General features: G+C 70.4%; 24 protein-coding genes. 19 read left to right on the top strand and 5 right to left on the bottom strand.

Annotation, left to right across the window (positions count from 1 at the left end; genetic code table 11):
* Nucleotides 1-22: 22 nt before the first annotated feature.
* From AA23TX_RS45670 to AA23TX_RS45650, 5 genes are all read left to right on the top strand, one after another.
* The gene (locus AA23TX_RS45670; RefSeq protein WP_155549091.1) at nucleotides 23-1,126 is read left to right on the top strand and encodes a sensor histidine kinase; all 1,104 of its coding nucleotides are present in this window, start codon (nucleotides 23-25) and stop codon (nucleotides 1,124-1,126) included.
* Complete coding sequence (locus tag AA23TX_RS45665) at nucleotides 1,123-1,773, top strand: response regulator (RefSeq protein WP_155549090.1); 651 nt, start codon at nucleotides 1,123-1,125, stop codon at nucleotides 1,771-1,773. Before AA23TX_RS45670 ends, AA23TX_RS45665 begins: the two co-directional genes overlap by 4 nt.
* 97 nt (nucleotides 1,774-1,870) lie before the next feature.
* Complete coding sequence (locus AA23TX_RS45660) at nucleotides 1,871-2,617, top strand: hypothetical protein (protein ID WP_155549089.1); 747 nt, start codon at nucleotides 1,871-1,873, stop codon at nucleotides 2,615-2,617.
* A gap of 206 nt (nucleotides 2,618-2,823) precedes the next feature.
* Entirely contained in the window at nucleotides 2,824-4,461 is a 1,638-nt protein-coding gene (locus AA23TX_RS45655; RefSeq protein ID WP_155549088.1) for an acyl-CoA carboxylase subunit beta, read from the top strand.
* Complete coding sequence (locus tag AA23TX_RS45650; protein WP_155549087.1) at nucleotides 4,458-4,676, top strand: acyl-CoA carboxylase subunit epsilon; 219 nt, start codon at nucleotides 4,458-4,460, stop codon at nucleotides 4,674-4,676. The genes AA23TX_RS45655 and AA23TX_RS45650 overlap by 4 nt, the downstream gene beginning before the upstream one ends.
* 4 nt (nucleotides 4,677-4,680) lie before the next feature.
* Here AA23TX_RS45650 and AA23TX_RS45645 read toward each other — a convergent pair whose 3' ends face one another.
* Both AA23TX_RS45645 and AA23TX_RS45640 read right to left on the bottom strand, forming a co-directional pair.
* The gene (locus AA23TX_RS45645; protein WP_155549086.1) at nucleotides 4,681-5,139 is read right to left on the bottom strand and encodes a MarR family winged helix-turn-helix transcriptional regulator; all 459 of its coding nucleotides are present in this window, start codon (nucleotides 5,137-5,139) and stop codon (nucleotides 4,681-4,683) included.
* A gap of 9 nt (nucleotides 5,140-5,148) precedes the next feature.
* On the bottom strand, nucleotides 5,149-6,042 hold the full coding sequence (locus AA23TX_RS45640; RefSeq protein WP_155549085.1) for an LLM class flavin-dependent oxidoreductase: 894 nt from the start codon (nucleotides 6,040-6,042) through the stop codon (nucleotides 5,149-5,151).
* Between the two features lie 438 nt (nucleotides 6,043-6,480).
* On the opposite strand from AA23TX_RS45640, the gene AA23TX_RS50630 reads away from it, so the two are divergent.
* The 3 genes from AA23TX_RS50630 to AA23TX_RS45615 all read left to right on the top strand — a co-directional run bounded on the left by AA23TX_RS50630 (nucleotide 6,481) and on the right by AA23TX_RS45615 (nucleotide 11,606).
* The gene (locus tag AA23TX_RS50630) at nucleotides 6,481-9,234 is read left to right on the top strand and encodes an LAGLIDADG family homing endonuclease (protein ID WP_230863091.1); all 2,754 of its coding nucleotides are present in this window, start codon (nucleotides 6,481-6,483) and stop codon (nucleotides 9,232-9,234) included.
* Nucleotides 9,235-9,385: 151 nt separating this feature from the next.
* The gene (locus tag AA23TX_RS45620; RefSeq protein ID WP_155549084.1) at nucleotides 9,386-10,012 is read left to right on the top strand and encodes a PadR family transcriptional regulator; all 627 of its coding nucleotides are present in this window, start codon (nucleotides 9,386-9,388) and stop codon (nucleotides 10,010-10,012) included.
* The gene (locus AA23TX_RS45615) at nucleotides 9,993-11,606 is read left to right on the top strand and encodes a DHA2 family efflux MFS transporter permease subunit (protein ID WP_155549083.1); all 1,614 of its coding nucleotides are present in this window, start codon (nucleotides 9,993-9,995) and stop codon (nucleotides 11,604-11,606) included. The genes AA23TX_RS45620 and AA23TX_RS45615 overlap by 20 nt, the downstream gene beginning before the upstream one ends.
* A 60-nt stretch (nucleotides 11,607-11,666) precedes the next feature.
* Here the strand turns inward: AA23TX_RS45615 and AA23TX_RS50875 are convergent, their stop codons facing one another.
* On the bottom strand, nucleotides 11,667-11,795 hold the full coding sequence (locus AA23TX_RS50875) for a hypothetical protein (protein WP_277875489.1): 129 nt from the start codon (nucleotides 11,793-11,795) through the stop codon (nucleotides 11,667-11,669).
* 116 nt (nucleotides 11,796-11,911) lie between these two features.
* Between AA23TX_RS50875 and AA23TX_RS45610 the strand changes: the two genes are divergently transcribed.
* The gene (locus AA23TX_RS45610; RefSeq protein WP_155549082.1) at nucleotides 11,912-12,541 is read left to right on the top strand and encodes a Maf family protein; all 630 of its coding nucleotides are present in this window, start codon (nucleotides 11,912-11,914) and stop codon (nucleotides 12,539-12,541) included.
* A gap of 99 nt (nucleotides 12,542-12,640) precedes the next feature.
* Nucleotides 12,641-13,993: a dicarboxylate/amino acid:cation symporter gene (locus tag AA23TX_RS45605; protein ID WP_196425893.1), complete on the top strand. Its 1,353-nt coding sequence runs from the start codon at nucleotides 12,641-12,643 to the stop codon at nucleotides 13,991-13,993.
* Between the two features lie 54 nt (nucleotides 13,994-14,047).
* Here AA23TX_RS45605 and AA23TX_RS45600 read toward each other — a convergent pair whose 3' ends face one another.
* Complete coding sequence (locus tag AA23TX_RS45600) at nucleotides 14,048-14,770, bottom strand: hypothetical protein (RefSeq protein ID WP_155549080.1); 723 nt, start codon at nucleotides 14,768-14,770, stop codon at nucleotides 14,048-14,050.
* 130 nt (nucleotides 14,771-14,900) lie between these two features.
* On the opposite strand from AA23TX_RS45600, the gene AA23TX_RS45595 reads away from it, so the two are divergent.
* The 7 genes from AA23TX_RS45595 to AA23TX_RS45565 all read left to right on the top strand — a co-directional run bounded on the left by AA23TX_RS45595 (nucleotide 14,901) and on the right by AA23TX_RS45565 (nucleotide 20,942).
* Complete coding sequence (locus AA23TX_RS45595; RefSeq protein ID WP_086673790.1) at nucleotides 14,901-15,176, top strand: SAV_915 family protein; 276 nt, start codon at nucleotides 14,901-14,903, stop codon at nucleotides 15,174-15,176.
* 106 nt (nucleotides 15,177-15,282) lie between these two features.
* The gene (locus AA23TX_RS45590) at nucleotides 15,283-17,076 is read left to right on the top strand and encodes an acetyl/propionyl/methylcrotonyl-CoA carboxylase subunit alpha (protein ID WP_155549078.1); all 1,794 of its coding nucleotides are present in this window, start codon (nucleotides 15,283-15,285) and stop codon (nucleotides 17,074-17,076) included.
* A 58-nt stretch (nucleotides 17,077-17,134) separates the two neighbouring features.
* Nucleotides 17,135-17,695, top strand: coding sequence for a DUF1707 SHOCT-like domain-containing protein (locus AA23TX_RS45585; RefSeq protein WP_155549077.1), 561 nt, complete (start codon nucleotides 17,135-17,137; stop codon nucleotides 17,693-17,695).
* A gap of 6 nt (nucleotides 17,696-17,701) precedes the next feature.
* Nucleotides 17,702-18,091, top strand: coding sequence for a DUF1707 SHOCT-like domain-containing protein (locus AA23TX_RS45580; protein WP_155549076.1), 390 nt, complete (start codon nucleotides 17,702-17,704; stop codon nucleotides 18,089-18,091).
* Between the two features lie 22 nt (nucleotides 18,092-18,113).
* Nucleotides 18,114-19,268 carry a sensor histidine kinase gene (locus AA23TX_RS45575; protein WP_155549495.1) on the top strand — a complete coding sequence of 385 codons (1,155 nt, stop codon included), beginning with the start codon at nucleotides 18,114-18,116 and terminating at the stop codon, nucleotides 19,266-19,268.
* A gap of 76 nt (nucleotides 19,269-19,344) precedes the next feature.
* Nucleotides 19,345-20,352, top strand: coding sequence for a hypothetical protein (locus AA23TX_RS45570; protein WP_155549075.1), 1,008 nt, complete (start codon nucleotides 19,345-19,347; stop codon nucleotides 20,350-20,352).
* Nucleotides 20,353-20,411: 59 nt separating this feature from the next.
* The gene (locus tag AA23TX_RS45565) at nucleotides 20,412-20,942 is read left to right on the top strand and encodes a GNAT family N-acetyltransferase (protein ID WP_155549074.1); all 531 of its coding nucleotides are present in this window, start codon (nucleotides 20,412-20,414) and stop codon (nucleotides 20,940-20,942) included.
* Nucleotides 20,943-21,095: 153 nt separating this feature from the next.
* Here the strand turns inward: AA23TX_RS45565 and AA23TX_RS45560 are convergent, their stop codons facing one another.
* Complete coding sequence (locus AA23TX_RS45560) at nucleotides 21,096-22,829, bottom strand: glycerol-3-phosphate dehydrogenase/oxidase (protein WP_155549073.1); 1,734 nt, start codon at nucleotides 22,827-22,829, stop codon at nucleotides 21,096-21,098.
* Between the two features lie 269 nt (nucleotides 22,830-23,098).
* Here AA23TX_RS45560 and AA23TX_RS45555 point away from each other — a divergent pair, with 269 nt between their 5' ends.
* Together AA23TX_RS45555 and glpK are read left to right on the top strand one after the other, a co-directional pair.
* The gene (locus AA23TX_RS45555) at nucleotides 23,099-23,848 is read left to right on the top strand and encodes an MIP/aquaporin family protein (RefSeq protein WP_196425892.1); all 750 of its coding nucleotides are present in this window, start codon (nucleotides 23,099-23,101) and stop codon (nucleotides 23,846-23,848) included.
* A gap of 30 nt (nucleotides 23,849-23,878) precedes the next feature.
* Nucleotides 23,879-25,393 (top strand): glycerol kinase GlpK, encoded by a 1,515-nt coding sequence (gene glpK, locus AA23TX_RS45550; RefSeq protein ID WP_155549072.1) that lies wholly within the window; start codon nucleotides 23,879-23,881, stop codon nucleotides 25,391-25,393.
* Nucleotides 25,394-25,456: the final 63 nt, after the last annotated feature.

Below are 25,456 nucleotides of genomic sequence, written 5' to 3'. Positions count from 1 at the left end.
ACGTCGGCATTACGTTCGTTCCATGCGAATTCGCGTGGTGCTGGACGTGCTCGCGGTCCTGGTGCTCACGGTGGGGGCCGGCGGCAACCTCGCCGCCGGGGCGTGGACGCTGCCGCTGTGGCTGCCCGCGTGGCTCGGCTGGACGATCATGCTGACGAGCGTCGCCCCGATCGTGCTGCGGCGCTGGTGGCCGCGGCCCGCCTACATCCTGGCGCTCGTGCTGACCGCGGCGGCCGTGCCGATCGGCGGGCCGGTGCTCGCGGTCGCCGTCGTGTCGGCCGGGTGCGCGCTCTACACCTTCGTCGTGCACCGGGGCAGCCGAGCCTCGCGAGTCGGTTTCGTGGCCGGGCTGCTCGGTGTCGGCCTGGTCGGGGTCGTGGTGCCGAACCCGAGCACCGCCACGACCGTCAACTTCGGGGCGTCGGCGCTGATCGTCGGGTTCGCGCTCGGCATCGCCGTCCACGGGCGCCGCGAATACGCCGCGGCCGAGCGGGAAAACCACGCGCGGGAAGCGGTTTCCGCGGAACGGCTGCGGATCGCGCGCGAGATGCACGACGTCGTCGCGCACAGCATGAGCCTCATCGCGGTGAAGGCGGCCGTCGGCAACCACGTCGCTTCGGAGCAGCCCGCGGAGGCGCGGGAAGCGTTGCGGGTCATCGAAGACACCAGCCGCGAGACGCTGGCCGAGCTGCGGCGCATGCTGGGCGTGCTGCGCGACGGCACGGGCGTCCCGGCGCTGGCCCCCGCCCCGACGCTCGACGACCTGCGCGCGCTCGCCGAACGCGCGGAGCTGGCGGGGCCGTCCGTCGACCTCGCGGTCGAGGGTCTCGACGAGCTGCCGGGCGGCGTCGGCCAGTCGGTGTACCGGATCGTGCAGGAGGCCCTGACCAACGTGGTCAAGCACGCGGGAGCGACGACGTGCCGCATCCGCGTCACGGGAAGCGAGGGCGAAGTGAGCATCGAGGTCCGCGACGACGGCCGCGGCGGCCCGGCCACCCCGGGCCACGGCTTGATCGGGATGCGCGAGCGCGTGGCCGTCTACGGCGGCGAGTTTTCGGCGGGCCCGTGCACTCCTGGCTTCCGTGTGTTCGCGCGCTTGCCGTACGAGACGGCGGTGGCCCGATGACCCGCGTCCTGATCGCCGACGACCAGGCGCTGCTGCGCGGAAGCTTCCGGGTGCTGGTGGACAGCGCACCGGGCCTGGAGGTGGTCGGCGAGGCCTCGGACGGCGTCGAGGCGGTGGCGTTGACGCGGCGCTTCGCCCCGGACGTCGTGTTGATGGACGTCCGGATGCCGTCGATGGACGGCATCGAGGCGACCCGCCTGATCTGCGCCGTGTCGGAAGTCCGGGTGCTGATGCTGACGACGTTCGACCTCGACGAGTACGTGTACGCGGCGTTGCGCGCGGGGGCGAGCGGGTTCCTGTTGAAGGACACGCGGCCGGCGGACCTGCTGTCGGCGATCTCGATCGTGGCTTCGGGTGACGCGCTGCTGGCCCCCTCGGTGACGCGACGGTTGGTGTCGGAGTTCGCACGGCTGCCGACGGGCCCGGTGAAGCAGCTGGAGGGCGTGACGGCGCGTGAGCAGGAGGTCCTGGCCCTGATCGCGCGAGGGTTGTCGAACGACGAGATCGCCGCGCGGCTGCATTTGGGGATCGCGACGGTGAAGACCCACATCGGGCGGCTACTGCACAAACTGGCGGCGCGGGACCGGGCACAGCTGGTGATCGCGGCTTACGAGTCGGGATTGATCAGACCGTCACCGCGGCAGTAACGGGAACATCTCCATTCGGGCGCCGTCACGGTAAATAGCGTGACGACGGCACCAACGAACGCGACTTACCGGCACACGAGATTTCGAGGTGCCGGCCATGAATATTCCACCGAACAACCAAGCATTGCGAACCTCCATCACCAAAACCTACCTGGCGTTGCGCTGGGGAATGGCGGGGATCGGATTGATCCTGCCCTTCTTCCTGTGGATCGTCGGCCCGTGGGTCACCTCGGGCCCGCTGCCGGATTCGATCAGCGGGTACTACCACACCCCCTTGCGGGACGTGTTCGTCGGCGCTCTCGTCACGACGGGGACCTTCCTGTTCCTCTACAAGATCTTCACCCCCCTCGAGAACTGGCTGCTGAACATCGCGGGGATCAGCGCCATCCTGGTCGCCGTGCTGCCGTGCACGGTGCCCACCGGCCGCCCGCCCGCGGAGTTCACCTTCCAGGCGGGCCACGTGCTCTTCGCAATCATCACCTTCGTCTGCCTCGGCTTGACCGCGATTTTTTGCGCACGCAAGTCGCTGATGAAGGGGAAACAGGACCTCACGCCAGGGCAACTCAAGATCTTCACCATCGTCTATCGGACGATCGGTGTCCTGATGATCGCATTACCCCTCGCGGTCGCCCTCTTGGACGCGGCCGGAATGGCCAACCTCTTCTGGATCGAGTCCGCCGGACTGTGGATGTTCAGCGCTTACTGGGGCGTGAAAACCTTCGAATTCAGCATCACGGGAGCCGAAAAGAAAGCGATCAAGGGACCGACCTGCACACTCCCGGACTGCCCGCTGGCCGACCGCACGAGCGAAGGCGGCGAAGCGCCGCATCCTGTCGCCCAGTAACGGGGAGGCCGCCGAGGGCCCGCGAAGCGGGCTGCGCCACACCGACACGCGGCTCAGGGCCGCAACCTACCCACCGCAAGCGTTTGCGTCGAGACCGAGCAACGCAGGTAGCCAGGTCGGGGCACGTCCGCCACACCGAGGTCCGGCTCCCGGACGTTGCCTACGCCACACGCGAAGTGACCGGCAAGTAGCTAAGCTCCCGTGGCATGAGCAGTGCGACGGAGCCGCTCGGGACGCCGCCCGAGGATGAACCGGACATCCACACCACGGCGGGCAAGCTGGCCGACCTCTATCGCCGCTATGACGAGGCCGTGCACGCCGGCTCGGCTCGTGCGGTGGAGAAGCAGCACGCCAAGGGCAAGAAAACCGCGCGGGAACGCATCGAGCTGCTGCTCGACGAGAACTCGTTCGTGGAGCTCGACGAGCTGGCCCGGCACCGCTCGACCAACTTCGGGCAGGAGAAGAACCGGCCCTACGGCGACGGCGTCGTCACCGGGTACGGCACCGTCGACGGCCGCCCGATCTGCGTGTTCAGCCAGGACGTCACCATCTTCGGCGGCAGCCTCGGCGAGGTCTACGGCGAGAAGATCGTCAAGGTCATGGACCTGGCCATCAAGACCGGCCGCCCGATCGTCGGCATCAACGAAGGCGGCGGCGCGCGCATCCAGGAAGGCGTCGTCTCGCTCGGCCTCTACGGCGAGATCTTCCGGCGCAACGTGCAGGCGTCCGGCGTCATCCCGCAGATCTCGCTGATCATGGGCGCGAACGCGGGCGGGCACGTCTACTCCCCCGCGCTGACCGACTTCGTCGTGATGGTCGACGAGACCTCGCAGATGTTCATCACCGGCCCGGACGTCGTCAAGACGGTCACCGGCGAGGACGTCACCTTCGAGGAGCTCGGCGGTGGCCGCACCCACAACACGAAGTCCGGCGTCGCGCACTACCTCGGCAACGACGACGAAGACGCCATCGCCTACGTCAAGGAACTGCTCTCCTACCTGCCGCAGAACAACCTCTCGGACGCACCGGTCTTCGAGCCGTCGGATGCGCCGGCCGGGTTCTTCGACGACGTCACGGACGCCGACCGTGAGCTCGACACACTCATCCCGGACTCGCCGAACACCCCGTACGACATGCACGAGGTCATCAACCGCGTCGTCGACGACGGCGACTTCCTCGAGGTCCACGAGCTCTTCGCGCCGAACATCATCGTCGGCTTCGGGCGCGTCGACGGCCAGAGCGTCGGCGTCGTCGCCAACCAGCCGACGCAGTTCGCCGGCTGCCTCGACATCGACGCGTCCGAGAAGGCCGCGCGGTTCGTCCGCACCTGCGACGCGTTCAACATCCCGGTGCTCACCTTCGTCGACGTCCCGGGCTTCCTCCCGGGCACCGACCAGGAGTGGAACGGCATCATCCGCCGCGGCGCGAAGCTGATCTTCGCCTACGCGGAAGCCACGGTCCCGCTGGTCACGATCATCACGCGCAAGGCGTACGGCGGCGCGTACGACGTCATGGGCTCCAAGCACCTCGGCGCCGACATCAACCTCGCCTGGCCGACCGCGCAGGTCGCGGTGATGGGCGCCCAGGGCGCGGCGAACATCGTCCACCGCAAGACGCTGGCGAACGCGGCCAACGAGGGCAAGGACGTCGACGCCCTTCGCGCCGAGCTGATCCAGGAGTACGAGGACACGCTGCTCAACCCGTACGCGGCGGCCGAGCGGGGATATGTCGACTCGGTGATCGTGCCGGCGCACACCCGCGGGCACGTCGCGCGGGCGCTGTCGCTGCTGCGCAACAAGCGGGAGTCGCTGCCGCCCAAGAAGCACGGGAACATCCCGCTGTGAGCAGCGACGAGAAGCCCCTGCTGCGGGTGGTCCGCGGAAACCCGAGCGACGCCGAACTGGCCGCGCTGACGGCGGTCGTCGCCGCGGCGTCGGCCGCGAAGGCGCCGGAGAAGCCGAAATCGCGTACGTCGTGGTGGGGCGATCACGCCGCTTCGCTGCGTAAGCCGCTTCACCCCGGCGAAGGCGCTTGGCGCGCTTCGGGTTTCCCCAGCTGACTCCTCAGCGCTGGACGGCGTCCAGGAACACCGTCGGGACCTCGTTCTCGCGGACGACCCGCCCCAGCAACGCCGCCAGCCGGTCGCGGTCCGGACCACTCCAGCCCGCGGCCAGGTCGTCGACTCGCCGGCACGTCGCCGCGTAGAAGTCCTCCGCCAGTTCGCGGCCCTCCTCGGTCAGCACGACCTGGACCGCGCGGCGATCGTCCGGGTCGGGCTCGCGGCGCACCAGCTCGCGCCGGACCGCGCGGTCGACGAGGCCCGTCAGGCTGGACTTCTCGAGGCCGAGCGTCGCGCCGAGGTCGCCCATGCCGTACGGACGGCCCATCAGCACGCACAGCAGCTGGCCCTGCGGCACGGTCAGCCCGTACTCGCGCGCCGACTCGGCGTAGACGGCGTTCACCAGGAACGACGCCCGCACGAGCCCGGCCACCACGCCGAGGTCCTCCCCGTGTTTCCCCATCGCGCCAGCCTACTTCGCGACGGCTTCCCGCACGGCGGGCACGATCTCCCCGGCCCAGCGCGCGGCGCTCGTCTCGTCGGGCGTGCTGCCCCCGGGCCCGAACAGCACGAACCCGGCGGCGCCGTGCTCCAGGACCGCGCCGGTCAGCTCCTCGATCCACTGGTCCGGCGAGCCGCCGATCCAGCGCCCGTCGTCGGCGCGGGTGTTCTTGAGTGCCTCGGTCGTGATGCGGCCGGGGAAGTTGTAGACGGTGACGATGTCGCCGGGATCGCGGCCGGCGTCGACGGCGGCCTGGTCGATCACCGGTCGTGAGGTGCGGTAGCGCTCGCTGAGCCAGTCGGCGGCGCGGCCGGGCATCCAGCCGTCGGCGACGCGCCCGGTGACGGCCAGCGACTTCGGCCCGACGGACCCGGTCCACAACGGCGGCATCGCTTCCTCCGCCGGTTCGAGGTTCGTGACCTGGTAGAACTCGCCGTCGAAAGTCACCGGTTCCCCGCCCCCGCCGAGCATCTTGACGAGCCGGACGCCCTCCTCGAAGGCGCGGACGGCCTGCCCCGGCGTCAGCTTGGTGAACCCGAGCCGCGCGATGTCGTCCCAGAGCCCGCCGACCCCCATCCCGAGCACGATCCGCCCGCCGGTCAGTGCGCTCAGCGACGTGATCGTGCGAGCGAGCATCGACGCGGGGCGCGTCGGCAGGTTGGTGACGCTGACCAGGCCGGAGATCCGTTCGGTGCGTCCCAGAAGGACCCCGATCTCGGCGTACGCGTCGAGGCGGTCGGCGTAGTACGGGTGATCGGACACGGTGAGCAGGTCGAGCCCGGCCTGGTCGGCCTGGAGGGCGAGCTTCAGGGTGCCGGGTACGGCGGCGACCGCGGTGGACACGCCGATGCCGAAGTGCGTCATGGTTCCTCCCAGTTTTAGTTCGTGCTACGAACTTACTATAGATAGTTCTTAGCACGAACTACTCACGCTCGCCAGGCCGTCCGCGGACCGGTCGGATATTCGGTTCCGCCGGGACGAGCGGGCGGCTAACGTAGTTCTCGCCCGGTGCGGCGGTGAGGGTTACTTCTCTGGTATCCCATGGGTTCGAATCCCGAAAGCCTTCACCACTTCGATCTCGGGCACGCACTCCCGGTGCGAGCACGATCTCGGGAGCCGCGGCCACACCGATGTCCGGTGCGCAGGCGAGGGTTACTTCCTTGTAGTGGGCAGGTCGGGGGTTCGAATCCCTCCCGGGCCACTTGGTCCGGTAGCTCAGCTCGGCAGAGCAGCAACATACCTTCACCGACTTCGAACTCGGGCATCGCCGTGGCCGCGGCTCCCCCATCACGAGGGGGAGAAATGAGCAAGTTCAACACCGCGACCTCGCCGGTCCGCGGTGAGGCCACGGCTTCCGCCGTCACCCACGAGGGTGGCGCCGGCTACGCGCGCGACGCCCGGTCCGAGCTTTTCCTGCTCGCTGTCACCAACATGGTCGGCGAGCACACCTTCTACGAGTCCGCCGGCGCGCGCGACACCCGCTACACATCGCTCGTCCACGCCGCGACCCTCGAGGATCCACAGTGGACGGCCCGGTTCCTGCGCTGGCTGCGCACCGAGGCGAACCTGCGCACCGCGTCGCTCGTCGGCGCGGCCGAGTTCGCCAAGGCGCGCCGCGATGCCGGGCTCGACGGGCTCGGCCGTCAGGTCGTCGCCGACGTCCTGCAGCGGGCCGACGAGCCCGGGGAGCTGCTCGCCTACTGGACTTCCGTGCACGGCAAGAACATCCCGAAGCCGGTCAAGCGCGGCGTGGCCGACGCGGCGCGAAAGCTCTACGACGAGCGCGCGTACGTCAAGTGGGACTCGGCCGCGCGGGCGTTCCGCTTCGCCGACGTCCTCGAGCTGACGCACCCGGCCGGCCGTGACGCCGCCCAGGGCGCGCTGTTCAAGCACGTCCTCGACGAGCGGCACTCCCGCGGGAACCCGCTGCCGGACGCGCTCGAAGTCCTGCGCGCCCGCGCCGAGCTGATGGCGTGGGACGTCCCGCGCCGTCGCGAGCTGTTCGGGCAGCCGGACGCGCCGGACGTCCTCCGCGCGGCGGGCATGACGTGGGAGTCGGTCGCCGGCTGGCTGCAGGGCCCGCTCGACTCGCGCGTCTGGGAAGCGCTGATCCCGTCGATGGGATACATGGCCTGCCTTGCCGAAGGAACTCCGGTCTGGCTCCCGGACGGGACGACCGCTCCGATCGAGGAGGTCGTCCGTCGTCGTCTGCCAGTCCTCGCCTACGACCGCGACTGGGACACCCGCCCGGTGCGCTACGGCCCCGGACAGGAGCCGCGCGAACGGTCCGTCGGCCGCTTGGTCCCGACCGCGCCGTCAGACTGGATCGACGCCGGTCTACGCCCCGCCTCGACTGTGCGGCTGGTCTCCGGCCGCGAGATCACGGCGACGCGGGATCACCGCTGGGTCCGTCAGCGAGCGCGCGGACGGCAGGCTTGGGAGTGGACGACGACCGCCGGCCTCGTCGTCGGCGACCGTGTCCCCATTCCGCTCACCGCCTCGTACTTCGGCACCGAGGGCGACGCCTGGGACGGCTACTTCATCGGCGCGATGCTCGGCGATGGCGGCATGACTTCCGTGACACCCGAGTTCCACGGCGACCCCGAGGACGGCGCCTGCGCCTTCATGCGCGACTACGCCGGAAAGCACGGCTGCGAAGTGCGCGAGTACCCGAACGGCAAGATCGTCCGGATGCGCTTTCCGCTCCAGCGGTGGCATCGCAATCCCCTGGCCGAGGTGCTGCGCGCCTACGAAGTCTGGGGCAAGCGAGTCGAGATGAAGGCGCTCCCCGAGCGCCCGTTCAGCCGCGAGTTCTGGATCGGAGCGCTCTCTGGGCTCATCGACACCGACGGCTGCGTGCGGGAGCGCCGAAACGCGAAGAAGACCTACCACGCGTCGGTGGAGTACGCGACCGTCAGCCGACGGCTCGCCGCCCAGGTCGCGGACGCGCTGCTCCGCCTCGGAGTCCCGTCGAGGTTGGTCGAGCGCGCTCCGCGGACGAGCGGAAGCCGCGCCGGTGGACGTGAGATCATCAGCCGGCACCCGCTGTTCGTCGTCGAGGTGAGCCGGGCCGCCGCGGTCTGCCGTCTCTCGGAGCTCCTCGAGCTTCGGATCGGGTACAAGGCGACGACTCTCGCCCGCGCCGCGGAACGTCTCGCACACGTGGCGGCCGCGACGAGCGAAATGCACGGCTATGACCCGTCGGTCGCCCTGGACCGGATCGTGGCGATCGAAGACGCGGGCGACGTCCCGGCCTACTGCGTGACCGTGGATACCTCGCACCTCTTCGTCGCGAACGGTGTGGTGACCGGAAACTGCCTGCGAAACCTCAGGAACTTCGACCAGGCCGGTGTCTCGGACGAGGTCGCGCAGCGGGTCGCCGCACGGCTGGCCGACCCGGCGCAGGTCGCGAAGTCGCGGCAGCTGCCGATGCGGTTCCTGTCGGCGTACCGCGCCGCGCCGTCGCCGCGGTGGGCGTGGGCGCTGGAGCAGGCCATCGCGCATTCGCTGGCGAACGTGCCGGAGCTGCCGGGCCGGACGCTCGTGCTCGTCGACACCTCGGCGTCGATGAACATGGGCTTCAGCAAGGACGGCACGCTGAAGCGCTGGGACGCGGCCGCGGTGTTCGGCCTCGCACTGGGCCGCCGGTGCGCGAGCGCCGACGTCGTGTCGTTCTCGGACGGCTTCCTCCTGGGCGGCGCGCACACCAAGGTGTTCAAGCTGCGGCCGGGCGGGTCGCTGCTGAGCGACGTCGAGCGCTGGAAGTCCCGCGGGTACTTCCTCGGCGGTGGCACGAACACGGCGGCCGCGGTGAAGCGGCACTTCGCCCGGCACGACCGCGTCGTCATCCTCACCGACGAGCAGGCCGGCGGCGGCGACGTCGGACGGTCACTGCCCGCGCACGTGCCGCTGTACACGTGGAACCTGGCCGGCTACCGGTTCGGCCACGCGCCGTCCGGCAGCGGGCACCGGCACACGTTCGGCGGCCTCACCGACCAGGGGTTCCGGATGATTCCCCTGCTCGAAGCGGGTGAGAACGCCGACTGGCCGTTCTGAGAGAAGCCGCGGAGGCCCCCATGACGGGATCATGGGGGCCTCCGTGCCGTGTACGGACCGTCACAGAAGTGAGCGTGGACGGCCGCTTAGTCTGCGCCGTATAGTCCACGTGGAATAAACGACCTGGAGTCATCCGAAGGGACTAACGATCATGGCCTCGGCCAAGCTGACCCCGCTCGGCCTCGCCGTGCTGGAGCTGCTCCACGAGAAGCCCATGCACCCGTACGAGATGGCTTCGCTCATGCGCGAGCGGTACGTCAGCACCCGCGTCAACGTGAAGGCCGGGTCGCTCTACCACACCGTGGAACGCCTGCAGCGCAACGGTTTCATCGAGGTCGTCGACACGCAGCGCGACGGCAGGCGGCCCGAACGGACCGTCTACGGCATGACCCAGGCCGGCCTGGACGAGTTCAACCAGCGCGGCCGCGAGCTGCTGGGCGACCTCGCTGACGAGTTCCCCGCGTACCTCTCCGGCCTCGCCGTGATCGACGAGCTCGGCAAGGAGACGTCCCTGCTGGAGCTCGAACACCGGATCACCCGGCTGCGCGCCGGCGTCGCGGCCGACGAGGCGGTGCTGCAGCGCCTCGCCGAGGACCGGACGCCGCCGATCTACTGGCTCGACTGGCAGTACAAGTGCGACCAGCGGAAGTTCGAGCTCGAGTGGACCGTGCGCCTGCACGAAGAACTGAGGTCCGGGCGGATCCCGTTCCAGGACTGCGAACAACCGAAGCTCACGCTCATCACCGAGGAAGACGACGATGAACGCAAGACAAGCTAACCCGTGGGCGGCGCTCGGCGCGCTGTGCCTCGGCTTCTTCATGATCCTGCTCGACACGACGATCGTGTCGATCGCGATCCCGACCATGCTGCGCGAGCTGAACGCCGGGCTGAACTCCGTCGTCTGGGTGATCAGCGTCTACCTGCTGACCTACGCCGTGCCGATGCTGTTCACCAGCCGCCTCGGCGACCGCTTCGGCCCGAAGCGGGTGTTCCTCGCCGGGCTGGTCGTGTTCACCGGCGCGTCGCTGTGGTGCGGCCTGTCCGGCAACGTCGAGATGCTGATCGCCGCACGTGCCGTGCAGGGCATCGGCGCCGCGCTGATGACGCCGCAGACGCTGGCGTTCATCACGCACCTGTTCCCGCCGGCCAAGCGCGGCCCGGCGATGGGCATGTGGGGCGGCGTCGCCGGGCTGGCGACGATCACCGGCCCGCTGCTCGGCGGTGTGCTCGTCGACCACTTCGGCTGGGAGTGGATCTTCTACGTCAACGTGCCGATCGGCGTGGTCGCCATCGTCATGACGCTGGTGCTGGTGCCGGACTGGCAGCCGAAGCACTCGCACTCGTTCGACGTGATCGGCATCCTGCTCTCGAGCGCGGCGCTGCTGTTCATCGTGTTCGGCGTGCAGAACGGCCAGCAGTACGACTGGGGCACCGTCTGGGGCGGGATCACGGTGTTCGAGATCATCGGCGCCGGCGTGCTGCTGCTGATCGCGTTCGTGGTGTGGCAGCGGGTCAACAGGCGCGAGCCGCTGCTGCCGCTGCAGGTCTTTTCGAACCGCAACTTCTCGGCGGGCACGCTCACGGCGACGACGGTCGGCTTCGCGATGACCGGCATGTTCCTGCCGCTGGTGATCTACATCCAGTCGGTGCTCGGCCTGACCCCGACGATGGCGGGCCTGCTGACCGCGCCGATGTCGCTGCTGTCGGGGATCGTGGCGCCGTTCGTCGGGAACCTGTCCGACAAGGTGAACGGCAAGTACCTCGTGATGTTCGGCCTGGGGTCGCTGGCCGCGGGGCTCGGGGTCATCGCGCTGCAGGCGTCGCCGGACAGCAGCCCGTGGAGCTTCATCCCGGCGCTGCTGCTGTGCGGTCTCGGCATCGGCTGCATCTTCTCGCCGATGAGCAACATGACGATGGGGTCGGTGGAACCCCGGCTGGCCGGGACGGCGTCGGGGATCTTCAACACGTCCCGCCAGGTCGGCGGCGTGCTCGGCTCCGCGGCGATCGGCGTGCTGCTGCAGGCCCAGGTGAGCTCGTCCATCGCGGACGAAGCGGCGAAGGCGGCCTCGCAGCTGCCGGAGCAGTACCGGGCGCCGTTCGCGGAAGGCATCGCGAAGGCCGCGGCGAGCACCGGAGAGTTCGGGTCGGCCGGCGGGCCGTCGCCGATGCCGGGGCTGCCCGCGGAGGTCGCCGCGCAGGCGGGCCGGCTCGCTTCCGACGCTGTCCACAGTGGACTGACGGACGCCGCGCGGGTGACGATGCTGCTGCCGATGGCGGTGCTGCTGCTCGGCGTGCTTTCGGCGGCCATGCTGCGGAAGGTGAAGCCACGCTGGGAAACCCAGGCGCCGGCTCCCGAGGCCGCCACCGCTTGAGAACCGTGCGAGCCTCCGGGGTCGGGACCGGAGGCTCGCACGAACCGCGGGAGCGGTGGTCTAGCGGGCGGCCTTCGACACCGAGGTCGAGTCCGCCCGGATGGTCGCCCGGCCCTTCGTCGCGCGGATCCTCGCCCACAGCGACTGCGACCTGTGAGCCGACGTCGATTCCGTGACCCGTACGGTCATCGGTCACCTCCGCGTCTTCCCGGCGCCATATGTTGCGAGCAACAACAAACTAACTCCGCATCCGGGTGGCGCCGGTCACAATTCGGTTACGGCAGGCGTCCGGGTACCTTCACGCTGTGCAGTTCGTCCTCGCCTCCCAGTCCCCCGCCCGGCTCGCCCTCCTGCGTTCCGCCGGTCTCGATCCGGCCGTGTTCGTCTCCGGCGTCGACGAGGACGCCGTCGCCGCCTCGCTGACCGATCCATCACCGTCGGAACTGGTCGCCGCCCTCGCCGCGGCCAAGGCCGAAGCCGTCCTCGACGAGGTCGCCGCGGCCCACCCGGACGCCGTCGTCGTCGCCTGCGACTCGATGTTGAACATCGGCGGGCAGATGGTCGGCAAACCGGCGAACCCGGACATCGCGCGGCAGCGCTGGGCCGCGATGGCGGGGTCATCCGGTGAACTCCTCACCGGCCACGCGGTCGTCCGGCTCGACGGCGGCACGCGCGCCAAGGACACCAGCGGCTGGGAGTCGACGACCGTCCGGTTCGGCACGCCGAGCGCGGCGGAGATCGACGCCTACATCGCGACCGGCGAGCCGCTGCACGTGGCCGGCGGCTTCACGATCGACGGCATGGGCAGCTGGTTCGTCGACGGGCTCGACGGCGGCCACACGAGCGTCGTCGGCATCAGCCTCCCGCTGACGCGCCGGCTGCTCGCCGAGGTCGGCGTGAGTGTCGTGGATCTCTGGCGACCTCCCGCATCCTGAGAAGAGCGCCACACCAACGGGTGATCCGGAAGAGTCTCGTCTTGCCTAACGTTCTTCTCACGAGGCAATACAGAAACTTTCGAGCACCGGAGTCTCCCCGTGTCTTTTGTACGGACATACACCAAACCGCGGGTGTTCGCGGCCGCGGTTCTCGGCTCGCTCGTCGTCGGCGCCCTCCTGGGCGTCCTCGCGCGGCAGACCGGAGCCGGCTGGCTGACCGATCTCCTCGACCAGATCGGCACCATCTTCACGACCCTGCTGCAGATCGCGGTGATCCCGCTGGTCTTCACGGCGATCGTGGTCGGCATCAACAGCCTCCGGAAGCTCGGCGGCGGCCGCACCGCCGCGCGCCTCGGCGGCAAGACGGTCATGTGGTTCGCCATCACGTCGTTCATCGCGTCGCTGATCGGCATCGCGGTCGGGCGGATCTTCAACCCGGGTTCGGGCGGGCTCGGCGGCGTCACGGCGACCGCCAAGAACGCGGACAAAGCCGCCGCCAGCGTCGACCACTGGGGTTCGTGGGACGCCTTCGTCAACGGGCTGCTGCCGGAGAACTTCGTGAAAGCGTTCTCCGACGGCGAGACGCTGCAGGTGCTGTTCCTCGCGCTGGTCATCGGCGCGGCCGCGTACAGCCTGGGTGACAAGGCGAAGCCGTTCGTGGACTTCACGACGAGCGTCTTCGAGATCATCCAGCGCTACCTCGGCTGGATCGTCCGGCTGGCCCCGATCGGCATCATCGGCCTGATCGGCGCGGCGGTCTCCAACTACGGCGACGCGCTGTTCCGGCCGCTGTTCTCCACCACGCTCGCGGTGTACGTCGGCTGCCTGCTCGTGCTGTTCGTCGTCTACCCGATCCTGCTGCGGTTCGTGGCGAAGGTCAGCCCGCTGAAGTTCTTCTCCAAGGCGGGCACGGCGATCCAGTTCGCGTTCGCCTCGCAGTCCTCGGCCGCGACACTGCCGCTGACCCGCCAGTCCGCGGTGAACCTCGGCGTCCAGCCGGCGTACGCGGCCTTCGCGACCCCGCTCGGCAGCGCGACGAAGATGGACGGCTGCGCGGCGGTCTTCCCGGCGATCGCGGCGATCTTCGTCGCCAACCTGGCCGGGGTGTCGCTGAACTTCTGGCAGTACGTGGGCATCGTCGTGGTCGCCGTGGTCGGCGCACTGGCGACGGCCGGCACCACGGGCTGGCTGACGGCGTTCACGCTGACGACGTCGTTCATCGGCCTCGACGCGAAGCAGGTGGCGCTCGGCCTGGCGCTGATCTACTCGGTCAACCCGATCATGGACATGATGCGCACGGCGACGAACGTGGCCGGCCAGATCGTGGTGCCGGTGGTCGTGGCCCGCGGCGAGGGTCTCCTCGACGAAGAGGTCCTGAACGCCCCGACGGACCGTCCGCAGCACAGCGACGAGGGCACCGAGGCCCGGCACACGGAACCCGCCCCCGCCTGACCCGCGAGTCCGAGAAGGCCGCCTCGAGAAGCTTCGAGGCGGCCTTCTCGTCGTTCAGGACGGGCAGGTGCGCAGGTCCGCGCGCGTGAGGCGGATGTCCGGCCACCCGCGCAGGTCCGACGGCGCCGTGTACCGGCGCGTGCAGCCGACCGACTTGCCCGTCAGGTCGTACACCTGGCCCAGCACCGGGGCCGCGTCGCACTTCGCCGTGCCCGAGTCCGCGCCGCGGCAGTCGTGGCGGACCACGATCACGTCCGGGCGGCCGTCGGCCGTGACGTCGTAGAGCGAAAGTGTTCCCGCGTCCGCGAAGTACGGCTTGCCCGGCGCGCGCCACACCCCGCCGCTCGCGACGAGCAGCTCGCCGTACGCCGCCTTGCCCTCGCTGCCGACGTCGCCGCGGACCAGGCACGTCGGCGCCGCGCCGTCGATGCAGCGCAGCGAGTTCTGGTCCAGCCGCACGCCCAGCTGGGCGATCGACAGCTCGAACACCGTGCCCGGCTCGGGCCCGACGCGCACGCGCGCCGACCCGCCCGCCGCATCGGTCAGCAGCACCACCGGGGTGCCGCCGACCGTCATCGCCGCCAGCTGGCGGCACGGGCCGCCGCCGCACGTCACCACCGGGGACACCGGAGCGGCCGCGGGCTCGGCCGCGCCGGCGGGTTCCTCCGGCCGCGGCCGGAGCAGGAACACCGCGGCGATCGCGCCGACGGTCACCACCGCGGCCAGCACCGCGGTGAGCAGCGCCGACCGAGGCGTGCGCGCCGCCGAAGTCCGCATGAGACAGAGCGTAAGCCGCGTCGCGACTGTGTGTGGGCAGCGGCCCGGCGGGGTGTGGCCGAAATCCCCCGGCCGTGGACCCCGCGGAGGCACCCCGTGCTCGCGGAGCGTGTCCGTCTATGTTGTCCGGGTGACGAACCCGAACCTTCCCCCCGCCCTCTACCTGCCGACCGGGCCGGCCAGCGCCGAGACCGAAGGCGCGTCGATCGAGCTGCGCCGCACGCCGGACGGCCGCACCGCCCTGGTCGCGTTCACCGCGCTCGACCGGCTGATCGACTGCTGCGGCGAGCACCAGCCGTGGGTGCTGGTGAACACCGAGCACCTGCCGAAGGTCCACGCGGCGAACCCCTACGACGTCATCGTGCTGGACTCGCCGCTGCCCCAGGAGCTGCGGCACCACGTCTGAGCGTGGTTCAGCTCTCACTCAAGGGACTCGCGACGGCATATCCGTAGACTTCCCCGTACCGCGTGAGCGGTCAGCAATGCAGCTGTCGGGACGCAGGAGGTGCGGGGTGGCCGAGCAGGTCGGCGAATCCACCGGTGGTCCGGTGACGAGGGTCCTGGTCGCCAACCGGGGCGAGATCGCGGTACGCGTGATCAGAGCCGCCAAGGACGCTGGACTGACCAGCGTCGCGGTGTACGCCGATCCGGACCGCGACGCACCGCACGTGCGCCTGGCCGACGAGGCGTTCGCACTCGGCGGGAGCACGGCCGCCGAGAGCTACCTGAACTTCGACAAGCTCCTCGACGCCGCCAAGCGCTCGGGCGCCGACTCGGTGCACCCGGGCTACGGTTTCCTCTCCGAGAACGCGGACTTCGCCCAGGCCGTCCTCGACGCCGGGCTGACCTGGATCGGGCCGAGCCCGCAGGCCATCCGCGACCTCGGCGACAAGGTCACCGCCCGCCACATCGCGCTGCGCGCGGGCGCGCCGTTGGTGCCGGGCACGAAGGAGCCGGCCAAGGACGCCGACGAGATCGTCGCGTTCGCCGACGAGTACGGCCTGCCGGTGGCCATCAAGGCCGCGTTCGGCGGCGGTGGCCGCGGCCTCAAGGTCGCGCGCACCCGCGAAGAGATCCCCGAGCTGTTCGAGTCGGCGACCCGCGAGGCGGTCGCCGCGTTCGGCCGCGGCGAGTGCTTCGTCGAGCGCTACCTCGACAAGCCGCGCCACGTCGAGGCGCAGGTGCTGGCCGACCAGCACGGGAACGCCATCGTCGTCGGCACCCGCGACTGCTCGCTGCAGCGACGGCACCAGAAGCTCGTCGAGGAAGCGCCCGCGCCGTTCCTGAGCGACGAGCAGCGCAAGCGCATCCACGAGTCGGCGAAGGCGATCTGCAAGGAAGCCGGGTACTACGGCGCCGGCACGGTCGAGTACCTCGTCGCCACCGACGGCACCATCTCCTTCCTCGAGGTCAACACGCGCCTGCAGGTCGAGCACCCGGTCTCGGAGGAGACCACCGGCCTCGACCTCGTCCGCGAGATGTTCCGCATCGCGCGCGGCGAGAAGCTCCGGATCACCGAGGACCCCGAGCCGCGCGGTCACTCGATCGAGTTCCGCATCAACGGCGAGGACGCCGGCCGCGGCTTCCTGCCCGCGCCGGGCACGGTGACGAAGTTCGTCGCGCCGAGCGGCCCCGGCGTGCGCGTCGACTCGGGTGTCGAGTCCGGCAGCGTGATCGGCGGCCAGTTCGACTCGATGCTGGCGAAGCTGATCGTCACCGGCTCCGACCGGAACAACGCCCTCGAACGCAGCCGCCGCGCGCTCGACGAGATGGTCGTCGAGGGCATGGCGACGGTGCTGCCGTTCGACCGCGTGATCGTGAACGACCCCGCGTTCATCGGCGACGAGAACGGCTTCAGCGTGCACACGCGCTGGATCGAGACGGAGTTCGACAACAAGATCGAGCCGTTCGTCGCGCCGGACGTCGAGGCCGCCGAAGAAGAGCCACGGCAGAACGTCGTCGTCGAGGTCGGCGGGCGGCGCCTGGAAGTGTCGCTGCCGGGCGGGTTCGCGCTCGAAGGCGGCGGCGGGGGCGGTACGGCCGTCAAGGCGAAGCCGCGCAAGCGCGCCGGTGGTGGCAAGGCCGCGGTCAGCGGTGACGCCGTCACCGCGCCGATGCAGGGCACCATCGTGAAGGTCGCCGTCGAAGAGGGCCAGACGGTCGAAGCCGGTGAGCTGATCGTCGTCCTCGAGGCGATGAAGATGGAGAACCCGGTCACCGCACACAAAGCGGGCACGGTCACCGGCCTTTCGGTCGAGGTCGGCGCCGCCGTGACGCAGGGCACGCAGCTTCTCGAGATCAAGTAGCGCAGTTCGTTACCGATGTCGTGGTGGGCCGCCCCCGAGGCGGCCTACCATCGACCAGGTGACCGAAGTCCCGTCTCCGCAGCTGCGGATCAGCGACCAGAACCGCGAGTCCGCGCTGTCCGCGCTCGGTGAGCACATGAGCGCGGGGCGGATCGACATCGACGAGTACGGCGAGCGCTCGGCGCGGATCACCGCGGCCAAGACCCGGGGCGAGCTCGTCGAGATCTTCGCGGACCTGCCCGCACCACACCCCCGCTACGACGACGCGCCGCAGGCCGTCGCGGCCCCCGGGCCGGCGTCGGAGGCCCAGCCCGCGCCCCGGCAACCGGGTGCGCCGGTCGGCTGGAGCGGGGGACAACGGTTCGTCGCCGCGTTCCTCCCGCTGGTCTGGATCGCGACGATCGCGCTGATCGCCACCGGCGTCGTGCACGGGACCCTGATCCTCGTCCCGATCGGGCTGAGCATCTTCGGCCGGTCGATGTGGGGTCACGCCGGGCACGACCAGCACCACGCCCACCACGACCACGGGGACCGCCGCGAGCGGCACCTGCGCGACCGGGACCGGCGGCGCGAGCTGCGCGACTCCTACCGCGACCACCGGCGTGGCCTGGACCGCTGATCCACCGTGGGCGACATGCGGTTGAGCGACGACGAACGCCAGGACGCCCTGGACGTCCTCGAGGAGCACGTCCGGTCCGGGCGGCTGGACATCGACGAGTACGGCACCCGGTCCGCGAAGGTCACCGCGGCCAAGCGGGTCAGCGAGCTCGTGCCGCTGTTCGACGACCTGCCTTCGCCGCGCCCGAGCGCGCTGCTCAACGGGGCGTCCGCGCCCCCAGTGCCGGTGATGTCCGGCGACGGCGCGCTGCAGCAGTTCCTGATCCGCGGCGCGGTCCCGATCGCGATCGTCCTCGCGGTCGCGGTGCTCATCCTGTCCCGCGGCCGGCTGTTGATCATCTCGGTGGCGCTGCCGCTGGTGGTCGCGATGATCGCCGGGGCCCGCCGCCGGCGCTGAGCCTGCGAGAATCACGGCCGTGATGGGCGTGGTGCCGGGCGCGCTGGACGCCCGAGGCGAACGGGTGGCGGGGCCGATCTTCACCGGCGTCGGCCTCGCCGGGCTCGCGGCGTGCGTGATCTGGGGGCCCGGGATCCGGGGTGCCACGCTCGCCGTCGTCGTGGCCGCGGCGGTGTGGGTGCCGCTGCTGATCCCGCTGTTCCCGCACCGGCGCACGCACCCGTGGCTCGCCGCCGGCTACTACGCGGGCGTGCTCGCGGCCGCCACCGTGCTGGTGGCGCGCGACGACACCTTCATGGGCTTCGCGTCCTTCGGCTACCCGCTCGCCTTCGTGCTCTTCCCGGCGCGCTGGGGGTTCTTCGCGGTGGCCGCGACGGCGACGGTGCCGCTGCTGGCGGCGAACTCGGATTCGCCGAGCCCGACGTGGGTGCTGGTCCTGTCGATGGCCGGGCCGCTGCTGTACGCCGCGTGGTTCGTCGGGGCGGAGAGCGAGCAGCGGCGGAAGGCGACCGTCCGGCTGGAAGCGGCGCTCGAGGAGAACGCGGACCTGCACGCGCGGCTGGTCACTCAGGCGCGGGAGGCCGGCGTCCTCGACGAGCGGCAGCGGATGGCCCGCGAAATCCACGACACCCTCGCCCAGGGCCTGACCGGGATCGTCACGCAGCTGCAGGCCGCCGACGGCCCGGACCGCGACCGGCGGGTGGAGCAGGCTCACGCGCTCGCCCGGGAGAGTCTCGGCGAAGCGCGTCGCGCGGTGCAGGCGCTGCGGCCGGAGCCGTTGGCCGCGGCCCAGCTGCCGGAAGCGCTTTCCCGGCTGGCCGACCGGGTCTCCGCGACGTCCGGGGTCGCGGTGCGCATGGAGACCACCGGCGACGCCCGGCCCCTGCTGCCCGACCTGGAGGAGACGCTCTACCGCGTCGCGCAGGAGGCACTGGCGAACGCGGAGAAGCACGCGAAGGCGTCCCGGATCGCGGTGACACTGTCCTATTCGGACGATCTGGTGCTGCTCGACGTCGTCGACGACGGTGCCGGCTTCCGGCCCGGCGACCGCGGCGACGGCACCGGCTTCGGCCTGGAGGCGATGCGCCAGCGCGTCCGCCGGGTGGCGGGGACGCTGTCGATCGAAAGCACCCCGGGCGGCGGCACGGCCGTCAGCGCGCAGGTCCCCGCGCTCTGAGATTGCTCCGTTCGCCGGGCAACCGGTACCCCCCTCCGGACGTGGAGAGCACGCAGGTCGGGGGAAAGGGGACAAGATGAAGAAGACGTGGTTGCGGGCGGGGGTGCTCGCCACCGTGGCGATCGCCGTCACCGCTCTGGGTGTTCCCGCGGACGCCGCGGCGGTCCGCATTCCGTGGCGGCCGACGGTACTGCCGTTGCCGCCCGGCGCGGGCGCGGGCAACATCACCGGGTCGGACGGCAAGGGCGAGTACACCGGCACGTTCCGGGTCAACGACGTCACCCAGGTCGTGAGCTGGCGCAACGGGCAGCCGTTCTTGCGTGGCGTGCCGGACGGGTACGAGCGGGTCGACGCCAACGACGAAAACTCGTCCGGCGTCGTGGTCGGCACGATCCACGACTACCAGACCATGACCAGCCGGACCTACACCTTGGACGAGTCGTGGTACCACATCAAGGACAACCCGGCGGGCTACCGGGAAGTGACCGGCGTCGCGATCAACACGCGCGGCGATGTGCTGGGTGAGGCGTACGAGCCCGGGGTGCCCCGGGCCATCGTCCTGTGGCGGGCCGACGGCAGCGCGCCGGTGGTCATCCCGGAGACGGGGGACGTCTCGAGCCCGCGCGACCTGGACGACGACGGCACGATCCTGCTGAGCACGGGCACCGGATCGGCGCTGTGGAAGGACGGCGTCCTGCGGAAGCTCACGCCGAGCCCGTCCGGACAGGCCGAGGGGTCCGCGATCCGCAACGGAGTCGTCGTCGGGTGGCGCCTGTGGGGCGGCAACCAGGCGGCCCGGTGGTCCACGCCGGACGGGACGACCGGCCTGGAGGGCGGCGGCATCGCCGTGGACGTCAACAAGGCCGGGTTGACCGTGGGCATGGCGCCCACGCCGTCAGGGCCGCAGATCTACGGCAACGCGGTGGTGTGGCGCGGCACGGTCCCGGGCGTGGTCCAGGGCCCCAGCGGCTACTCGACGTTCCGGGCCCAGGTCGCGGCCGACGACGGCACGCTCGCGGGCTACGCGTCGAACGACGCGACCCCCGACAGCGGGGTGCCGGTGATCTGGCGCTTGACGCCGTGATCCGGCCTTGATCGCCGGGCCGGGGGCGGCGCGCTCCCGGCCTGGCTAGGCTGGGCGGAGTGGAACCGGTGGAGATCAACGCGGGCACGTACTACTTGCGCCAGCTGCGCGCGGACCGGCACATCGACGACCGGCCGCCGCTGATGGAGGCGTTCGCCGACCCGACGCACCGCAAGTACGTGCTGAACTACCGCTTGCGCACCCTCGACGAGGCAACGGAGTACGTAGCGCTGCGAGCAGCCCAGTGGGCGGGCGACGAGCGCTGTTCGTGGGCGATCGCGGAGCCGACGTCGGGCAGGCTGCTGGGCGAGGTGGGCCTGCGCGAGCTGGACCTCGCCGCGCAGTACGCGGAGGCGACGATCTGGGTTCACCCGACCGAGCGAGGCAAGGGCATCGCGACAACGGCGTTGAACGCGGCTTTGCGTTTCGGTTTCGGTGGCTTGGGGCTGACGGAGGTGAGCTACCGCTACGAGGAGAGCAACACGGCATCGGCAATCGTGGCGGAGCGCTGCGGGTTCACCCTGGTGGGCCCAGAGCCAACCCCAGCCCCGACCGGCGAGCGCCTGATCCGCTGGCACCGGACTTCCTGAGCAGCGGGGGCCCGGACTCCCGGAAAACATCCCCCGCCGCTCCCAGGGGGGCGTCCCCTTGGCCAGTCTATCGGCGCCCTCGGACGGAACTCGTCCGAAAGCGCCCGGCGGCGCGGCTTGTCCACAACTCGCAGGGGCTGGGGACAACCTCTCTCAGCTCACCGGCTCCACGATGCCCGCCCGGGCCTCCGGGGCCGCCGACCGCAGGGCGTCCGCCGCTTCGTCGCTCGGCTGGGACTGGGACTCGCGCTCCGCCTCCACCCGTGCGTTGTAGACCTCGATCTCCCGCTTCACCGTTTCGGGTGACCAGCCGAGGACCTCGCCGACCAATGCCGCCACCTGCTCCGCGCACTCCACCCCGCGGTGGGCGTACTCGATCGAGATGCGGGTCCGGCGGGCCAGGACGTCCTCCAGGTGCAGCGCCCCCTCGTGCGAAGCCGCGTACACCACCTCGACGCCCAGGTAGTCCGGCGCGTGCTCGATCGGCTTCAGCAGCTCGGGACGACCGCTTGCCGAGGCCAGGACCTCGTTGACCAGCGACCCGTAGCGATCCAGCAGGTGACGGACCCGGTACGGGTGCAGGCCGTGCTCGGCGGCCAGGTGGTCGGCCTGGTTGACCAGCGCGTGGTAACCGTCCGCGCCGATCAGGGGCACCTTGTCCGTGATCGACGGCTGCGAGCGGCCCGGCAGGTCCACCGCCGCCGCGTCGACCGCGTCCGCCGCCATCACCCGGTACGTCGTGTACTTGCCGCCCGCGATCGCGACCAGGCCCGGCGCCACCCGTGCCACCGCGTGCTCGCGCGAAAGCTTCGAAGTCTCTTCGCTCTCCCCCGCCAGCAGCGGGCGAAGGCCCGCGTACACGCCTTCGATGTCGTCGTGCGTCAGCGGGGTCGCCAGGACGCTGTTGACGTGCTCCAGCAGGTAGTCGATGTCGTGCTTCGTCGCCGCCGGGTGCGCCAGGTCGAGGTTCCAGTCCGTGTCCGTCGTCCCGACGATCCAGTGATTCCGCCACGGGATCACGAACAGCACCGACTTCTCGGTGCGCAGGATCATCCCCGACTCCGAGACGATCCGGTCGCGCGGCACGACGATGTGCACGCCCTTGCTGGCGCGCACGCGGAACCGCCCGCGGCCGCCTGACAGGCGCTGCAGCTCGTCGGTCCAGACGCCGGTGCAGTTGATCACCGCGGCCGCCGAGATCTCCGTCTCGCGGCCGTCCTCGACGTCGCGCACGCGCACGCCGGACACCCGGTCGGCCTCGCGCAGGAACCCGACGACCTGGGTCGACGTCCGCACGACCGCGCCGTAGTGCGCCGCCGTCCTGGCCACCGTCATCGTGTGACGGGCGTCGTCGGACTGCGCGTCGTAGTAGCGGATCCCGCCGATCAGCGCGGACCGCTTGAGCGCCGGCACCATCCGCAGCGCGCCCGCACGAGTGAGGTGCTTCTGGCCCGGGACGCTCTTGGCGCCGCCCATCGTGTCGTACATCAGCAGGCCGGCGGCGGTGTAGGGCCGTTCCCACACGCGGTGCGTCAGCGGGTAGAGAAAGCTGACCGGCTTCACCAGATGGGGTGCGATCGTCGTCAGCATCAGCTCACGTTCGCGCAGCGCCTCCCGGACCAGGCCGAACTCGAGCTGTTCCAGGTAGCGCAGGCCGCCGTGGAAGAGCTTGCTCGACCGGCTCGACGTCCCCGAAGCGAGGTCGCGGGCTTCGACGAGCGCGACCCGCAGCCCGCGCGTCGCGGCGTCCAGCGCCGTGCCCGCGCCGACCACGCCGCCGCCGATGACGACGAGGTCGAAGGTCTCGTTGCCGAGCCGCTGCCAGGTCTCTTCGCGCTTGACCGGGCCCAGTCGAGCCGGGTTCGTCTCCGCTGCGTGCTGCGCCACGTGACATTCCTCCTCGGTGCCGGCGAGGGTTCCAGCATCGCACGACCTGGTGATCCTCCGCCCGTCCACGGATGACACTTGTGGCGTAACCCTCCGCGATCTTGCTGTGCTTCCACCTGCGTTCGGGTCGGATCTTGAAAAGATTCGGCTGGCCGGAGCTTGGAATCCGCTTCTACGCCCCGGTAACGTCGCGCGAACGTGGGTCGGCAACGGTGCCGTGGCACGCCGTGATCGACCCTGCGCAGAGTGTCCAGTGTGGAGGTGCAGCGGTGAGTGCTGGGGCAATAATCGTCTGGGAACTACTGGGAACGGCCGCGCTGATCCTGCTCGGCAACGGTGTGGTCGCGAACCACGTACTCCGCAAGAACAACGGTCACAACGCCGGGTTCCTGTTCATCAACTTCGGCTGGGCGTTCGCCGTCTTCACGGGCGCCAGCATCGCCGCGCCCAGCGGCGCGCATCTCAACCCGGCCGTGACGCTGGGCCTGGCCATCGCGGACAAGACCCACTGGGCCGACGTCCCCTTCTACTTCATCGGCCAGATGGCCGGCGCGATCATCGGCGCCGTGCTCTGCTGGGCCACCTACAAGCTGCAGTTCGACGACCACCCCGAGCCCGAGAACACGCTCGGGATCTTCTCCACCGCGCCGCAGATCCCGAACACCGCGTGGAACCTCGTCACCGAGGTCATCGGCACCTTCGTCCTGGTGGCCTGGATCCTGCTCAGCCCGGTGGTCTCCGTCGGTGACGGTGGCACCCCGAACTTCGGCAACTCCGCGCTCGGCTACGCGGGTGTCTCGTTCGTGGTCCTCGTGATCGGTACTTCGCTCGGCGGGCCGACGGGCTACGCCATCAACCCGGCCCGCGACCTCGGCCCGCGCATCGCGTACGCGTTCCTGCTGCCGATCAAGAACAAGGCCAACGCCAACTGGGGCTATTCGTGGATCCCGGTCGTCGGCCCGCTGGCCGGCGGTTCGCTGGCCGCGTTGCTCTACCTCGTCGTGCACAACCTGACCTGATCGCCCCCCTACCGGATTCCTGGAGCACACATGACTTCGTACGTAGCCGCGATCGACCAGGGCACCACGTCGACCCGGTGCATGATCTTCAACCACGAGGGCCGGGTCGTCGCCGTCGACCAGAAGGAGCACGAGCAGATCTTCCCGAAGGCGGGCTGGGTCGAGCACAACGCCGAGGAGATCTGGGAGAACACCCGCGCGGTCGCCGCGGGCGCGGTCGCCAAGGCCGACCTGCACACCACCGACATCGTCGCCGTCGGTATCACCAACCAGCGCGAGACCGCGCTGGTCTGGGACAAGACGACCGGCAAGCCGGTGTACAACGCGATCGTCTGGCAGGACACCCGCACCGACCGGATCGTCACCGAGCTCGGCAACCTCGGCGGCGGCCAGGAGCGCTACCGCGAGAAGGTCGGCCTTCCGCTCGCGACGTACTTCTCCGGGCCGAAGGTCAAGTGGATCCTCGACAACGTCGAAGGCGCGCGCGAGAAGGCCGAAGCCGGTGACCTGATCTTCGGCAACATGGACACCTGGGTGCTGTGGAACATGACCGGCGGGCCCGACGGCGGCGTGCACGTCACCGACCCGACCAACGCGTCGCGCACCATGCTGATGGACCTCGACACGCTGCAGTGGGACCCCGAGATCGCCGCCGAGATGACGATCCCGCTGTCCATGCTGCCGGAGATCCGATCGTCCTCCGAGGAGTACGGCAAGGTCCGCGCAAAGGGTGCGCTGGCCGGCGTGCCGATCGCGGGCATCCTGGGCGACCAGCAGGCCGCGACGTTCGGCCAGGCCTGCCTTTCGCCCGGCGAGGCCAAGAACACCTACGGCACCGGCAACTTCATGCTGCTGAACACCGGTACCGAGAAGGTGATGTCGCAGAACGGGCTGCTCACCACGGTCTGCTACAAGATCGGCTCGAACGACACGGTCTACGCGCTGGAAGGCTCCATCGCGGTGACCGGCTCGCTGGTGCAGTGGCTGCGCGACAACCTCGGCATGATCTCGACCGCGGCCGAGATCGAAGAGCACGCCCGCAGTGTCGAGGACAACGGCGGCGCGTACTTCGTCCCGGCGTTCTCGGGTCTGTTCGCTCCTTACTGGCGGTCCGACGCCCGCGGCGCGATCGTCGGGCTCACCCGGTTCGTCAACAAGGGTCACCTGGCCCGCGCGGTCCTGGAGGCCACGGCGTTCCAGACGCGTGAGGTGCTCGAGGCGATGAACGCCGACTCGGGTGTTTCGCTCACCTCCCTCAAGGTGGACGGCGGAATGGTCGTCAACGAGCTGCTGATGCAGTTCCAGGCCGACATCCTCGGCGTGCCGGTGATCCGCCCGGTGGTCAACGAGACGACGGCGCTGGGAGCCGCGTACGCCGCCGGCCTGGCGGTGGGGTTCTGGAAGTCCGAGGACGACATCCGCACGAACTGGGCCCAGGACAAGCAGTGGGAGCCGGCCATGGACGACGCCCGCCGCGACCGCGAGTTCCGCAACTGGAAGAAGGCCGTGACGAAGACCTTCGACTGGGTCGACGACGAGGACTGACCGGCCCGGGCCGGGGGCGTCTTCCGGCGCCTCCGGTCCGCAGCCGTGCGCTGCCCCGCCCGT

Source organism: Amycolatopsis camponoti, from assembly GCF_902497555.1.
GTDB classification, from domain to species: domain Bacteria; phylum Actinomycetota; class Actinomycetes; order Mycobacteriales; family Pseudonocardiaceae; genus Amycolatopsis; species Amycolatopsis camponoti.
Note: the sequence above shows the minus strand (reverse complement) of the source record. Positions and strands in the feature narration are given on the sequence as shown.